The sequence below is a fragment of the Clostridium sp. SM-530-WT-3G genome (assembly GCF_012843905.1).
GTDB lineage: Bacteria > Bacillota > Clostridia > Clostridiales > Clostridiaceae > Clostridium.
Genome location: NZ_JABAGC010000003.1, coordinates 1 through 13794 on the forward strand (window position 1 = coordinate 1; position 13794 = coordinate 13794).

Genomic DNA, 13794 nt, shown 5'->3' on the forward strand with positions numbered 1-13794 from the left:
AACTCAATTATAACATGAAATTAAGGGGGTCATTGTTTTTTTATACAAAAAAATGGTCGGAACCCTTGAAATATAAAAAAAAATTAAAAAGCGTAGTGTAAACAACTTTACACTATCACTTTGATAAAGGGTGTAGTGGAATGAAAAATCCAGTACAGATGACGTTGGAAGAAGCACAAGGAAAAGGATTAAGAGCTTGTAAGAAGTGTGGAAAATAATTGGAGCGTTAAGTTCAAGAAGTAAAGGGAAGTTTCATTACTATTATGATATTAATGTTTAATTTGATAAATTAAACGATTAAGAGTGTTTTGTTATGCTATTATTGCAATTTATTTAAAAAGGTATTTACAATAAATGTAATAATGGTATAATGATAAGTATAGGAACTGGTTGTAGCATATCGAGATTTTACTAGTTACTATAATAAGGCAAAAAGCCGTAAGGTATCCCCAAATTCATTTTTGAGTTTGGGGTATCCTTTTTTTTATATAAAATTTGAATAATATTATGTAAAGTGTATATAAATTAAATGAAATGAAAGGGGACTTTTACTGTGAAAGATATTAATTATAGACTTGGTTTAGATATTGGAATAGCATCTGTTGGATGGGCAGTAATAAACTTAGATAAAGAAAGAATAGAAGATTTAGGGGTGAGAATTTTTCAGGCAGCAGAACATCCTAAAGATGGCTCATCATTGGCCCTTCCAAGAAGGCTTGCAAGAGGTAGAAGAAGACTCTTAAGGCGTAAGGCTTATAGAATCAAAAGAGTAAGAAAATTAATTAGTGATTGTGGAATTTTATCAAAAGAAGAAATGGATAATTTGTACAATAAACATGAAGATATCTGGCATTTAAGAGTAAAAGCATTAAATCAAAGAGTTACAGCTACAGAATGGGCTAAGATTTTAATTAATTTATGTAAAAGAAGAGGGTTTAAATCTAATAGAAAAAATGAAGCAAAAGATAAAGAAACTGGACAGCTTATTTTAAGTATAAAAAATAATAAAAAGCATATGATTGATTTAAATGCTAGAACTGTAGCTGAATATATGTGCAAGTTAAAAGAAGAATCTATGGATAAGTATATGCCTATTAGAAATAAAAATGGCAATTATAATATGTGTGTATCTAGAACCATGATTGAAGATGAAGTAAAACTATTATTTAAGAGTCAAAGAGATTTCGGATTAGATTTCGCAGATGAGCAAATTGAGAAAGAATATTTAAATATTTTTAATGCACAAAGACCATATTCAAAGTTTGAAGATTTGGAAAAAATGATTGGATACTGTACTTTTGAAAAAGATAAGAAAGAACTTAGAGCACCTAAAAACTGTATTTCAGTTGAAGAATTTATCTTATACGATAATATGAACAGGCTGTCAATTATAAATAATGGAAATAAGCGAGGTCTTACAAAAGAAGAACGTAATATAATAATTGATAATGCATATAAAAAAAGTGAAATAAAATATAAGGATTTAAGAAAGCTTTTATTATTAAATAATGATGATAGATTTTCAGGACTTACTTATAGTAATAAAATTGATATATCTAAAACTGAAAATTCAAAATTTGTATCTATGAAAGGATATCATGAAATTAAGAAATCAATAGAAAAAAATCTTGGAAAAGAAAAATGGGATAATATCAAAAATGATAGAAAGCTTCTTAATGATATGGCATATGTTCTTACAATTGCAAAAACAGATGAAGATATCATAAAACAACTAAAAATAAGAAATGTAGAACAAAACATTATAAATGCAGTTATTGAGATATCATTTACAAAGTTTAATAATTTATCTATAAAAGCAATAGAAAAAATATTACCATATGTGAAAGAAGGCTATCAGTATAGTGAAGCATGTGAGAAAGCAGGATATGATTTTAAAGCAGTTTTTAAAGGAACAAAAGAATTAAAACTTCCTCTAATAAATACAGAGGAAATTGTTAATCCTGTTGTAATCCGTTCATTAACTCAGACTAGAAAAGTTGTTAATGCAGTTATAGATAAGTATGGTTCGCCTAGAGGGATAAATATAGAACTCGCTAGAGATTTAGCTAAAAACTTTAAGGATAGAAAAAGTATTGAAAAGGAGCAGAAAGAAAACAGAGATAATAAAGAAAAAATTAGAAATGAACTTAAAGAACTTATGAGAAAAGAACCTACAGGAGGAGAATTATTAAAATATAGGCTTTGGAAGGAACAAAAAGAAGAATGTGCATATTCTCAAGAACATATTTATATAGATGATTTATTTAAACCAGGCTTATATGAAATTGATCATATTATACCTTTTAGCAGATGTTTTGATGATAGTTTAAGTAATAAAGTTCTTGTTAAGGGGATAGAGAATCAGAATAAAAAAAATAGGATACCTTATGAGTATTTTGGAAGTGATATAGATAGATGGCATAGATTTGAGGTTTGGGTAGAACAGAGCAGCCTTGGATTTAAAAAGAAAACTAACCTACTTAAAAAGAAACTTTCAGAAGAAGAACAAAAAGCATTTAAATCGAGAAATTTAAATGATACAAGATATATATCAAAATATATTGCTAACTATATAGAAAATAGACTGATATTTAAAGAGGATAATGTAAAAAGTAATAGTAAGAAAGTAATTTCAATCAATGGGAGAGCTACATCATTTTTAAGAGCAAAATGGGGATTGATTAAAGTAAGAGAAGATGGGGATAAGCATCATGCACTAGATGCTGCAGTGATAGCAGTAACTACTCAAAAAATGATTAATGAAATATCAAGATATAGCAAAGCTAATGAATTAAAATACATTAAACGTAATGAAGAATATATAGATATAGAAACTGGTGAGGTAGTAGATGAAAATATAATTAAAGAAAACAAAGTATTATTGGAAGAGGTACTTCCAAGACCATGGAGAGGTTTTACACAGGAATTAAACCTTAGATTAAGTGATAATCCAAAAGAAGAACTTAAAAAATCATCATTTGATTCTTATGATGATGAATTCATTAAAAATATTGTAAGACCTATATTTGTGTCTAGAGTTCCTGATAGAAAAGCTGGTGGGATATTATTTAAAGAAACTGTATATTCAGCCAATGCATTTAAAAATAATAAATCTATTGTAAAAAAGAACTTATGTGATTTAAAGTTATCTGATATGGATAATGTATATAATTATATTAGTGATAAAAATTTATATGATTCAATAAAAGCACAATTAGTTAGTTATGATGGTAATGCAAAAAAGGCATTTGAAAATGGATTTAGAAAACCTACTAAAAGTGGAAAATTAGGTCCTGTCGTAAAAAGTATCAAAATAGTCACCAATTTAATTGCTAAAGATATGCTTGATTTAAATAAAGGAAAGGTACAGAAAGATGGGATCGTAAGAGTAGATATCTATGAAAAAGAAGGAATATATTATTCAGTACCAGTATATAGAATAGATATAGCAAAAGGAGTTAGACCTAAAAAAGCAGCATTAGCTGGAAAGAGTGAAAAAGATTGGACTGATATTACTGAAGAATATAATTTTAAATTTTCAGTATATAAAAATGACTTAATAGAAATAAAGTATAAAAAGAAAAAAGGATTCTTTGGATACTTTAATAGTTTTGATAGAGCTACAGCATCATTTACAATTGAAGCTCATGATAATTCATCACGATCTAGAGGGATTGGTATAAAGTCTGGAGTAGAGGAATTAAATAAATATGAAGTTAATGTGCTTGGAGAATATTATAAAGTAAAAGGTGGTAAGTAAAAATTGAGCTTTAGAAGCATAGTAATTTCGCATTCTGCAAATCTTGCAGTTAAAAATAATAGTATAACTATAACTACTGATGAAAGTTATAAGGTACCAATTGAAGATATTTCAACGTTAGTCATTGACGCCATTGGAATTAGATTAACCAATAAATTACTTTCAAATCTTGCAGAAAATAATGTGGCTACAATATTGTGTAATGAAAAACATTTGCCAAATGCAATAGTTTTACCAATTAATTCGCACTATAAAACTTACAAAATAATGAAAGAACAGTTAAATTCAAGTGCAGCGTTTAGAAAAAGGATATGGCAGAAAATAGTTATGAGAAAGCTGTATAATCAAGGAAAGTGCCTTGAACTACTTGGATTAAATGGATTTGAATATTTATATAAATTATTAGAAAAAGTTGAAAGTGGAGATAAAAATAATAGAGAAGCAGTTGGAGCAAAATTTTATTTTACATGCTTATTTGGAGAAGAATTTAAAAGAAGAAATTCTGATATAATCAATGCTGGACTTAATTATGGATATACAATAATGAGAAGTGCTATTGCTAGATCGTTAGTTGCATATGGATTCAACTGCGCATTAGGAGTTAACCACTGTAGTGAGTTAAACAGCTTTAATTTAGCTGATGATTTTATTGAACCTTTCAGACCTATAGTTGATTTATGGGTTTATGAAAATATGAGAGATAGTGATGATTTTACAAAGGAAAATAGAATTGAATTAATAGATCTTCTAAACTATGAGTGTATTATAGATGGACAAAATCAATCAATTTTGAACGCAATAGATATAGTTATAGCTTCTTATTCAGCTTGTTGTAATAAAAAGAATTATGAATTATTGAAATTGCCCTATATAAAAAAATTGGAATATCATTTATATGAGTAGTAGATTTATGAGATTATTAGTATTTTTTGATTTGCCTGTAGTAAAGTATGAAGATAGAAAAGAATATCAGAAGTTTAGAAGATTTCTAATTAATGATGGATATAATATGGTGCAACTTTCAGTGTATTCTAGAATATGTAATGGTAATGAAGGAACAAATAAGCATATATCAAGACTTATTCATAATTTGCCACAAAAGGGATCAGTAAGATATCTTCAGATAACAGAAAAACAATATACACAGATGAAATTTCTTGTGGGTAAACAAAAACCACAAGAAAAAAAGGTAAAAGCAACACAATTAAGTATTTTTTAAATGATAAAATCCCCTGTAATCAAGTAAATTACATGGGATTTCATAGTTCCATTATAGCATATCGAGATTTTACTAGGAACTATAACATCAGCAACGATACTATAATCTTTAGAATCATTATAGCATATCGAGATTTTACTAGGAACTATAACCCAGGTTTTCCTCCTGTTGCAGTTCCTTTTATTATAGCATATCGAGATTTTACTAGGAACTATAACTATCACTAATAATAAATATCCTGCTTTTTTATTATAGCATATCGAGATTTTACTAGGAACTATAACATCATAATATCTATCTTTTAACATTATTATATTATAGCATATCGAGATTTTACTAGGAACTATAACAAATCCAAATTCAATAGGAGAATAAGTTGATTATAGCATATCGAGATTTTACTAGGAACTATAACTGTTTTGAAAGACCTAATGTTAAGTATGCAATTATAGCATATCGAGATTTTACTAGGAACTATAACTACATAACGTGCATTTTCAATCGCTCTTTTATTATAGCATATCGAGATTTTACTAGGAACTATAACTGTTGTTTATTTCTAAATGTATTACATGAGATTATAGCATATCGAGATTTTACTAGGAACTATAACTATCCTGTTAACACCTATTCAGCCATCAAAATTATAGCATATCGAGATTTTACTAGGAACTATAACCAAAATAGTACCACTAATTGTTACTTTCATATTATATCATATCGAGATTTTACTAGGAACTATAACTTTAAAGTCAATGAATATTTTTCTGTATATATTATAGCATATCGAGATTTTACTAGGAACTATAACTATCACTAATAATAAATATCCTGCTTTTTTATTATAGCATATCGAGATTTTACTAGGAACTATAACATAAATTTCTATTATACCTTTATACTTTTCATTATAGCATATCGAGATTTTACTAGGAACTATAACCAAATATTAATTCACCTATAAGAATTGACTATTATAGCATATCGAGATTTTACTAGGAACTATAACATTACATGAAGATCTTGTGCTATTAGATTCATTATAGCATATCGAGATTTTACTAGGAACTATAACATAAATTTCTATTATACCTTTATACTTTTCATTATAGCATATCGAGATTTTACTAGGAACTATAACTCCTATTATTGGCGATATATTAAATATATTATTATAGCATATCGAGATTTTACTAGGAACTATAACTTCTACGTTTTCCTTAATTATTGCCAATGTATTATAGCATATCGAGATTTTACTAGGAACTATAACTAAATATAATAAGGTATGTTGTCTATAGTTATTATAGCATATCGAGATTTTACTAGGAACTATAACAGGGATAGTAATTGATCCTACGACAGCAGGATTATAGCATATCGAGATTTTACTAGGAACTATAACTCAGCTATATAAGAAACAGTTTCTTGTTCGATTATAGCATATCGAGATTTTACTAGGAACTATAACGCATCGCAGATAGGAGCGTTAGCGTGCCAAATTATAGCATATCGAGATTTTACTAGGAACTATAACAATACTTATACACATATCAACGTTGTAGTAATTATAGCATATCGAGATTTTACTAGGAACTATAACTACTGTAGATAATTTATAATCTTTTTTCAAATTATAGCATATCGAGATTTTACTAGGAACTATAACTCTTATTCTAATGGTGATGTAGAAGTAATTATTATAGCATATCGAGATTTTACTAGGAACTATAACTACTGTAGATAATTTATAATCTTTTTTCAAATTATAGCATATCGAGATTTTACTAGGAACTATAACAAAGAAAACAGAATTTAATCCATTATACAAATTATAGCATATCGAGATTTTACTAGGAACTATAACATAATTCAGCAGTTTTGTATTATGAACTTAATTATAGCATATCGAGATTTTACTAGGAACTATAACACTTGAACTTTTATACATTATTTCTTGCGGATTATAGCATATCGAGATTTTACTAGGAACTATAACCTGTATTTTTTCATCTAGAACTTTATTTTTATTATAGCATATCGAGATTTTACTAGGAACTATAACAAAATCATTAAAATCATCTTTGTTGTTTAAATTATAGCATATCGAGATTTTACTAGGAACTATAACTCGTCCTTTACATAATTTCCTGTAGTAATCATTATAGCATATCGAGATTTTACTAGGAACTATAACTAAGCTCAGAGCATGCTAGGCTTATGTATAATTATAACATGTTCTAATCTTATTGTTATTATTAAACTATGAAAAATATTATTAGTTAGTTAGAGTGATGTACTTTATATAGAGATAAATAGTAAAATATATTAAACAAAAAAGCAGCAAATAGTTTTATAAATATTTACTGCTTTTTTTCTTATGCAACCTTTCCAGTATCATCCCCTGGATCATTATCAATAACAACTCCAAGTTTAGCAGAAATTATGGTATTAAGTTTATTAATAGAACCTGAAAGAGAATTAATCTGTTTCTCTAAGCGTATAAGCAGATATGCTGCTACAGCTACAGGAAAACCATTATTAACTATTAAGTTCATTAATTCATTAACTTCCATGATACTCACCTCCTGGAGTATATATATGGAGGTGAGTAAATAAATCTAAAGTAAATTATTAATTCTTTGAAGATAAAATCGTATTATAGTAATAGTCTATTGCTTGATCTACAATAGTACTTACACATATACTAATATCATTATCCATCATTTTAAGTTCATTAATTTTTCTTATAGTAGATTCTCTAAGTATATAGCATCTTCTAACACTAGGAGTTTCTCCATCAATAGCAGGGGCAGCACCATTTGCTATAGGAGTTCTACGATTATCAAAAATTTCAGTGTTATAGTTATTTGTTTTGGCTCTAGTATTATTAATATTTCTATTAGTATCTAGAGTTTTTGCATCAGTAAATGAAATTTCTTTATTATTATAATCTTGTGAAATATTAATCGCTTCATTATTATCTGTATCATCAAATGAAAATGATGAAAGACAGGTACCAGTAATTACAGGCTCATCACTAAATCCTGATATATCATTATTATCCTCTTCAACTGGACATCCAAAAGTATCTATAGAATTTTTCTTTTTTCTTGCCATGCCAACAGCTCCTTAATATTTTATTTTTATTATATGGGTGGAGAATAAATATTCTTAAAAATATGAGAATAAATGAATATAGAAATATAAGTATATGTATTCTTTTGAATATAAGAATAAAAATATAAATGAATATATATTCTTATATATTTGCTTGTAGAATGAGTGCTTTAGAGAATTTATGAATTTAGGATTAACTATTCTTTGGGATTTAAATAATCTTTAGTGAATTTTATTATAGTACTTTAATCTCTATAGAGTTAGAATTAACTTTATTACAAGAATTTAATAGTATATAATGTTTATATAAAAATATTTAAATTAATTTTTTAATCACATCTGTATTTAAGTTTATAAAAATAGAAATTATAATAGATAATCAACTATCTAACTTATAAGGCTTAGATAGTCAACTTTTAGTCTACTCTAAGGAGACTACATAGTTAAAATATATATAAATGAAGTACTTAAAATATACTATTTATCCTAGAGGTATAAAATTTTACATAAGCGCTGATTAAAGGAAGTGATATAGTGATAAATAAAATTGACCTAAAGAGAGATGCATATAATGACTTACTCAATTGGAAAAATAATCATAATAATAAAGTTTTGTTAGTTGAAGGGGCAAGACAAGTTGGTAAGACTTATTTAGTAAAGAAGTTTGCAGAAGAGAATTATAAAAATATAATTTATATAAATCTTTTAGAAGAAAGTGGAGAAGACCTTCTTGATATTAATGAACAGATTAGGAAAGAACGTTTGAATGGAACATTAGATAGAGAGTCTACTAATTCTTTAAAAGAAATGTTTAAGAGATATTCTAATAAGTTTGAAGATAATGAAGGCTGTGTTGTTATAATAGATGAAATACAGGAATCTTATAAGATTTATAATATGATAAGGCAGTTTGCGAGAGAATTTGATACTCATTTTATTATGACTGGAAGCTATCTTGGAAGAGTTGTAATGAGAAAAGAATTCTGGTCGCCTATGGGAGATATAGATTTTCTAGAGATAAAACCATTATCTTTTACTGAATTTATAAATGCATTAAATTTAACTGATGAGTATAATTCTTTGAATCTATTTGGTTCATCCCCAAGTGAACAATATGATTTAATGTATAACAAGTATAAAGATTATACTGTTGTTGGAGGCTATCCAGAAGTTGTATGCGAATATATAGAAAATGGTATGGATAATATAGATGGATTATTTGAAAAACTATTGCGTGTTTTCTGTGAAGAATCTGCAAGATATTTTGATGGAGATATTCTTTCAGCCAAAATGTTTGAAGATTGTGTAGGAGCAATAATGCAAATACTTATCAGCGGGAAGAAAGGCCTTAAAGAAGCAAGCTATGGTGAAGAATTGCAGAAGATAATAACTAAACAGTATTCAAGCAATATAACTAAGGAAAATACTAATAGAGTATTACAATGGTTCTATACATCTAAATTTATAAAAGACTGTGACAAACTTGTAGATTTTGATTTTACCAATATAAAAAGAAGACAGAGATATTTCATAAGTGATATTGGAATGGCAAATTACATTATGAAAAAAGAAAACATATTAAAGTCTGAAGCTGATGGAGCTATTAATGAAACATTTGTTTATCATTGTTTATGCGAAAAAATAAATGTTACACCTATGTTTGCTGTATATGGTAGTGGAGAATTAGATTTTGTATACAGAAATAGAGATAATGGAACTATATATGGAATAGAAGTTAAAGCAGGTAAGAATGTAGGTAAAACAATAACAAAGTGTCTTGAAAAGGGAAAAATAAATTTTGCAATATATCTTAAGGGTATGACTAAAGGCGGAGCGGCTAATAAAGTCTATACAATTCCTATATATCTTTTCCCTAGATTACAGTTTGAAAGTATAGTTTAATAGTAATAAGCTGAGAAAAATAATATTTAAAGTATGAATTAATGAATAATTCAAGGAGTTCACACAACTAAGTGAGCTCCTTATTTCTTTAATTTATTATTTTTATAATAGAAAGATATTCAAATCTAAAATTAGTTTTCATGTGTTTTGTTTGTTTTATCCATATATAAATAATAAATACTGAATTAAAGATTGATTGGAGTGTTTATTATGGTTAATGATGAAATTAAAATGAAGAATTATAATTCTGATACATTTGATAAGAAGCAGATAGCTCTTGCAATTAGAAATTCAACTTTAGGTGATGAGCTTGAGTGTTCTATTAGACGTGAAGGCATAATAGGAAGTTGTGACAATTGTAACTTAAAAAGTATATGTACTGGAATTGATAAAATTGGGGAAGATTATATTAAAAGTACAAGTACTGTTGTAAAGGAATTTAATTTTTAATAGAAGAGGAATTTTAGTATAAAAATAACGCCAGAGAATAATCTCAGGCGTTATTTTTGCCATAAAATTTAAATTTTAAAAGTACTTAAGTATAAAATAAATTAATTTATTAGATGATATTAAATGGAGAAGAAGAAAAGCTAATACTTAATTTTACTAAATGTAAGTTTATAAACGCTGCTGTTGCAGTAATTATTGGAACATTGTGCGTGTATGCTAGAACGGTAAATAAATATGTGAAATTTAAATTTGAGAACAAGCCCAATAATCCTATTTTTAAATTCATGAAACAAGTTGGAATTTATGAATATTTCTATAAAGATCATGTGAAATATTCAACGGATAGGGCAATTACATTTGATAGAATTTCCGATGAAGATGCTATGGAGACTTATACAGATAAGATAATGTCTTTAGCACCTATTAACATAACTAATGATGCGAAGGATATATTATCATCATATTTTTATGAAGTATATCAAAATTCTTTAGTGCATTCCAAGAGCCCTATTGAAGTATTTTCTTCAGGATATTGGATGGATACAAAAAAACAATTGATTTTTTCAATATACGATATGGGAATTGGAATACCTGATAACGTAAGAGACCATCTTGGAAAGTGCATGACATCAAGAGAATGTGTTGAATGGGCTATGACTGAAGGAAAATCTACTATTGAAGATGAATTTGTTAAAAGAGGTCTAGGATTAAGTAGACTTGAAAGTTTTATAAAGATGAACAATGGCACAATGTCTATATATACAGATAATGTTTGTTGTATAATTACTAATAAAGAAAGAAAATTTATAGATTTAGATTATACTATAATGGGAACATTAATAATAATTAATATTATTGCAGATAGTGATCACATATACATAGTAGGAGAAAGTCAGGAGGAGTAATGATGAAAACTATTGTTGTTAATGAATTGTTTAAGAGTGCATTTTCACAAGAGAAAGCTCTTATATTAAGAGGAAAGATTGAAGAGTGTTTGAAAAATGAAGATAAGATTATTCTAGACTTTTCAGGCATAAGCAAGTTTACTACATTATTCTTTAATTTTAGTACTGGGTATATTATTTCTACCCTTGGTCCTAAAAAATACGATGAATTCATATCAGTAACTAATTTATCTCCTTTAGGTAAAAGTACATATGAAAGTTCGTATAAGAATGCAGTTGAAAAATATAAGCCAAATAAGGAAGTTGAAGAGAAGATACTAAATATCATAAAAAATCCTGAAGATTAGTATGAATGGAGTTACCAAATATCCAAACTTTGTTGAAGCTCTACTTGAGAATGGAAATAAGCTTGTTACTACTATATTTAATGTGACTGAGCTTATGCATGTTGTAGAAAATAGTGAATTTAAAATATATAAGGCTACTAATAATACTAGAATAAAGAAAAAGGCTTTTAGAAATATAGAACAAGAAAGAGAAAAATATAAAAACGAAATAGAAACAATACTCTTGCAGATTAATGAGTCATATGATGGGCAGATTGAATTAATACAACTTACTGAGAGTGATATTAATGATTTTGTAAGTAATATCAAAAATAATAGCTGTGATATATTTGATTATATTGTTATTGAATATTTAAAGAGTAAAGGGGTAAAGAATTTTATTACTGATGATAGGGATTTTAAAACAATAGATGATATAAATGTATATTATGCAACTGAATAGTAGTAAGAAAGAAATATATATAAATAAAAAGTAGTTTATTTATTTTTTAACTTATAATATAACTAAAGTTAATCCTCAATAATTATCTATATAGGATTATAAAAATAACGCAAGAGAAAAATCTCAGGCGTTATTTTTTGTGCAAAGGCTTATATTAATAAGCATAAATATTTTATCAAGAATAAAGTCCTTTTTGGTTATAACAGTACTATAAGGGATTTTCTTTAAAGTAGCATATTTTTTTACAGGATGTTCTTGAAAAAACACATAGTTTATAAGTTCATGTTCCTCTTCAGTAAGTTTACTAAGAGCATTGTATAAAAGAGAAATATCAAATTCTTTTAAAAGATTATAGTCTATTGGTAGATTATTAGATTCAATAGTATTTTCAACATTTTCTAATACAAGAGTTGAAGATCCTTCAAGATGATTTCTTGAAATATTCTTTTCTATAAGGTCATTGATACTGTTTTTGATTCCATTAGTAGCATAAGCAACGAATCTATGAGATTCAGGTTTATAGTAAGAAACACATTTGAAAAGAATTCTGTAACATTCATTCACAATATCTTCAAATTCATATCCATGAATAAATGTCCTTTTAGAGAGGTTTATTATAAAAGGTTTAAATTCATTGGATAGTTTTTCTTTTGATTCTTCATCGCCATCTTTAGATTTTTTAACTAGGTTTTCAATGTAGTCATAATTCATTGCATCACCTCAAAACATATTCTTATGTTATGTATATGGTTGAAATGAAGAAATTCTAAGAAGTTATATTATTTTTAGTAAGCATCCATATATCTATTTTACATAAATAAAGAGAGTGTATGGAGGTCATTTTTATGGGGAATTTTATTATTGCAGCAGGTCATACTGCTAGTGGAAATGTTGGATGTGGAGTAGTAGATAGGTTAAATGAAAGTAATTGTACAAGAGAAATTGCATTATTAGTCGTATCTTATTTAGAGCAGTTAGGTCATTATGCTAAATTGCTTAGAATTGATAAAAGTAATACTTATAATTGTCAGGATTGTTATGAAAGAGCAGAAGAGGCTAATGATATAGCAGGGAGTATTAATATTAATTTGTATATGGAAATTCATATTAATGCAGGGGGAGGTACTGGAAGTGAAGTATTTACTATAAGTAAATCAGAAATTGCTAAGAGTGCAGCAAAAAGAATATCAAAGTCATTATCTCAAAAACTTGGAATACCTAATAGGGGAGTTAAAAGAAATAACTTAATAGTACTTAGAAAAACAGTAATGCCAGCAATACTTGTAGAATGTTTATTTGCAGATAGTTCAGATGCAGATAAATATAATCCTGATGTTATTGCAAGAGCTATAGTAGATGGATTACTTGGAGAAAGCAGCTGTGAAAATAATATATGGAAGCTTGGATGGAATAAAAATGATAAAGGGTGGTGGTATTGTACTGATGCAATAAATAAGTGCTACTATACCTCAAAAGATGGATGGAAGTTAATTGATGGTGATTGGTTTAAATTTAATGATGAAGGATATGCTTTAAGAAATACTTGGTACCATGATGAGAATGATGGGAAGGATTATTATTTTGGGGATGATTGCAGGATAGTTAAAAATAAATAAAGAAATATTAATATGATTTTTTTTGATTAGATG

Annotated in this window: 12 protein-coding genes and 1 CRISPR repeat array; of the genes, 9 read left to right on the top strand and 3 right to left on the bottom strand. The window is 27.0% G+C overall.

All coding sequences use genetic code 11. The features are described from left to right. Nucleotides 1-553 precede the first annotated feature (553 nt). From cas9 to cas2, 3 genes are read left to right on the top strand one after another with little or no spacing between them, the layout of a single operon-like run. Nucleotides 554-3760, top strand: coding sequence for a type II CRISPR RNA-guided endonuclease Cas9 (gene cas9, locus HF850_RS01800; RefSeq protein ID WP_169103778.1), 3207 nt, complete (start codon nucleotides 554-556; stop codon nucleotides 3758-3760). Between the two features lie 3 nt (nucleotides 3761-3763). After that, entirely contained in the window at nucleotides 3764-4663 is a 900-nt protein-coding gene (gene cas1 / locus HF850_RS01805; protein WP_169103779.1) for a type II CRISPR-associated endonuclease Cas1, read from the top strand. Further along, on the top strand, nucleotides 4656-4979 hold the full coding sequence (gene cas2 / locus HF850_RS01810) for a CRISPR-associated endonuclease Cas2 (protein WP_243159364.1): 324 nt from the start codon (nucleotides 4656-4658) through the stop codon (nucleotides 4977-4979). Before cas1 ends, cas2 begins: the two co-directional genes overlap by 8 nt. A 50-nt stretch (nucleotides 4980-5029) precedes the next feature. Next, nucleotides 5030-7176: a CRISPR direct-repeat array (repeat unit 36 nt; unit sequence ATTATAGCATATCGAGATTTTACTAGGAACTATAAC). Between the two features lie 181 nt (nucleotides 7177-7357). On the opposite strand, the gene HF850_RS01815 is transcribed toward cas2, so the two are convergent. Together HF850_RS01815 and HF850_RS01820 are read right to left on the bottom strand one after the other, a co-directional pair. Next, nucleotides 7358-7555 carry a YvrJ family protein gene (locus HF850_RS01815; protein WP_169103780.1) on the bottom strand — a complete coding sequence of 66 codons (198 nt, stop codon included), beginning with the start codon at nucleotides 7553-7555 and terminating at the stop codon, nucleotides 7358-7360. A gap of 58 nt (nucleotides 7556-7613) precedes the next feature. Then, nucleotides 7614-8099: a hypothetical protein gene (locus tag HF850_RS01820; protein WP_206151562.1), complete on the bottom strand. Its 486-nt coding sequence runs from the start codon at nucleotides 8097-8099 to the stop codon at nucleotides 7614-7616. 534 nt (nucleotides 8100-8633) lie between these two features. Between HF850_RS01820 and HF850_RS01825 the strand changes: the two genes are divergently transcribed. The 5 genes from HF850_RS01825 to HF850_RS01845 all read left to right on the top strand — a co-directional run bounded on the left by HF850_RS01825 (nucleotide 8634) and on the right by HF850_RS01845 (nucleotide 12145). Continuing rightward, nucleotides 8634-10001, top strand: coding sequence for an AAA family ATPase (locus HF850_RS01825; protein WP_347564376.1), 1368 nt, complete (start codon nucleotides 8634-8636; stop codon nucleotides 9999-10001). 210 nt (nucleotides 10002-10211) lie between these two features. Beyond that, on the top strand, nucleotides 10212-10451 hold the full coding sequence (locus HF850_RS01830) for a hypothetical protein (RefSeq protein ID WP_169103781.1): 240 nt from the start codon (nucleotides 10212-10214) through the stop codon (nucleotides 10449-10451). Between the two features lie 113 nt (nucleotides 10452-10564). Then, nucleotides 10565-11356 carry a hypothetical protein gene (locus tag HF850_RS01835; RefSeq protein ID WP_169103782.1) on the top strand — a complete coding sequence of 264 codons (792 nt, stop codon included), beginning with the start codon at nucleotides 10565-10567 and terminating at the stop codon, nucleotides 11354-11356. 2 nt (nucleotides 11357-11358) lie between these two features. Further along, a complete protein-coding gene (locus HF850_RS01840) occupies nucleotides 11359-11703 on the top strand; it encodes an STAS-like domain-containing protein (RefSeq protein WP_169103783.1) in 345 nt (114 codons plus the stop codon). Between the two features lies 1 nt (nucleotide 11704). Then, entirely contained in the window at nucleotides 11705-12145 is a 441-nt protein-coding gene (locus tag HF850_RS01845; RefSeq protein WP_169103784.1) for a hypothetical protein, read from the top strand. 123 nt (nucleotides 12146-12268) lie between these two features. Here HF850_RS01845 and HF850_RS01850 read toward each other — a convergent pair whose 3' ends face one another. Beyond that, nucleotides 12269-12856, bottom strand: coding sequence for a sigma-70 family RNA polymerase sigma factor (locus tag HF850_RS01850; protein ID WP_169103785.1), 588 nt, complete (start codon nucleotides 12854-12856; stop codon nucleotides 12269-12271). Between the two features lie 134 nt (nucleotides 12857-12990). On the opposite strand from HF850_RS01850, the gene HF850_RS01855 reads away from it, so the two are divergent. Continuing rightward, nucleotides 12991-13761 (top strand): N-acetylmuramoyl-L-alanine amidase, encoded by a 771-nt coding sequence (locus tag HF850_RS01855; RefSeq protein ID WP_169103786.1) that lies wholly within the window; start codon nucleotides 12991-12993, stop codon nucleotides 13759-13761. Nucleotides 13762-13794 lie beyond the last annotated feature (33 nt).

Bases quoted from the DNA above. Each gene is read 5' to 3' on its own strand.
- HF850_RS01815 (WP_169103780.1), bottom strand. From the start codon at position 7,555: ATGGAAGTTAATGAATTAATGAACTTAATAGTTAATAATGGTTTTCCT.
- HF850_RS01830 (WP_169103781.1), top strand. From the start codon at position 10,212: ATGGTTAATGATGAAATTAAAATGAAGAATTATAATTCTGATACATTT.
- HF850_RS01840 (WP_169103783.1), top strand. From the start codon at position 11,359: ATGAAAACTATTGTTGTTAATGAATTGTTTAAGAGTGCATTTTCACAA.
- HF850_RS01855 (WP_169103786.1), top strand. From the start codon at position 12,991: ATGGGGAATTTTATTATTGCAGCAGGTCATACTGCTAGTGGAAATGTT.
- HF850_RS01835 (WP_169103782.1), top strand. From the start codon at position 10,565: ATGATATTAAATGGAGAAGAAGAAAAGCTAATACTTAATTTTACTAAA.
- cas2 (WP_243159364.1), top strand. From the start codon at position 4,656: ATGAGTAGTAGATTTATGAGATTATTAGTATTTTTTGATTTGCCTGTA.
- HF850_RS01845 (WP_169103784.1), top strand. From the start codon at position 11,705: ATGAATGGAGTTACCAAATATCCAAACTTTGTTGAAGCTCTACTTGAG.
- HF850_RS01850 (WP_169103785.1), bottom strand. From the start codon at position 12,856: ATGAATTATGACTACATTGAAAACCTAGTTAAAAAATCTAAAGATGGC.
- HF850_RS01820 (WP_206151562.1), bottom strand. From the start codon at position 8,099: ATGGCAAGAAAAAAGAAAAATTCTATAGATACTTTTGGATGTCCAGTT.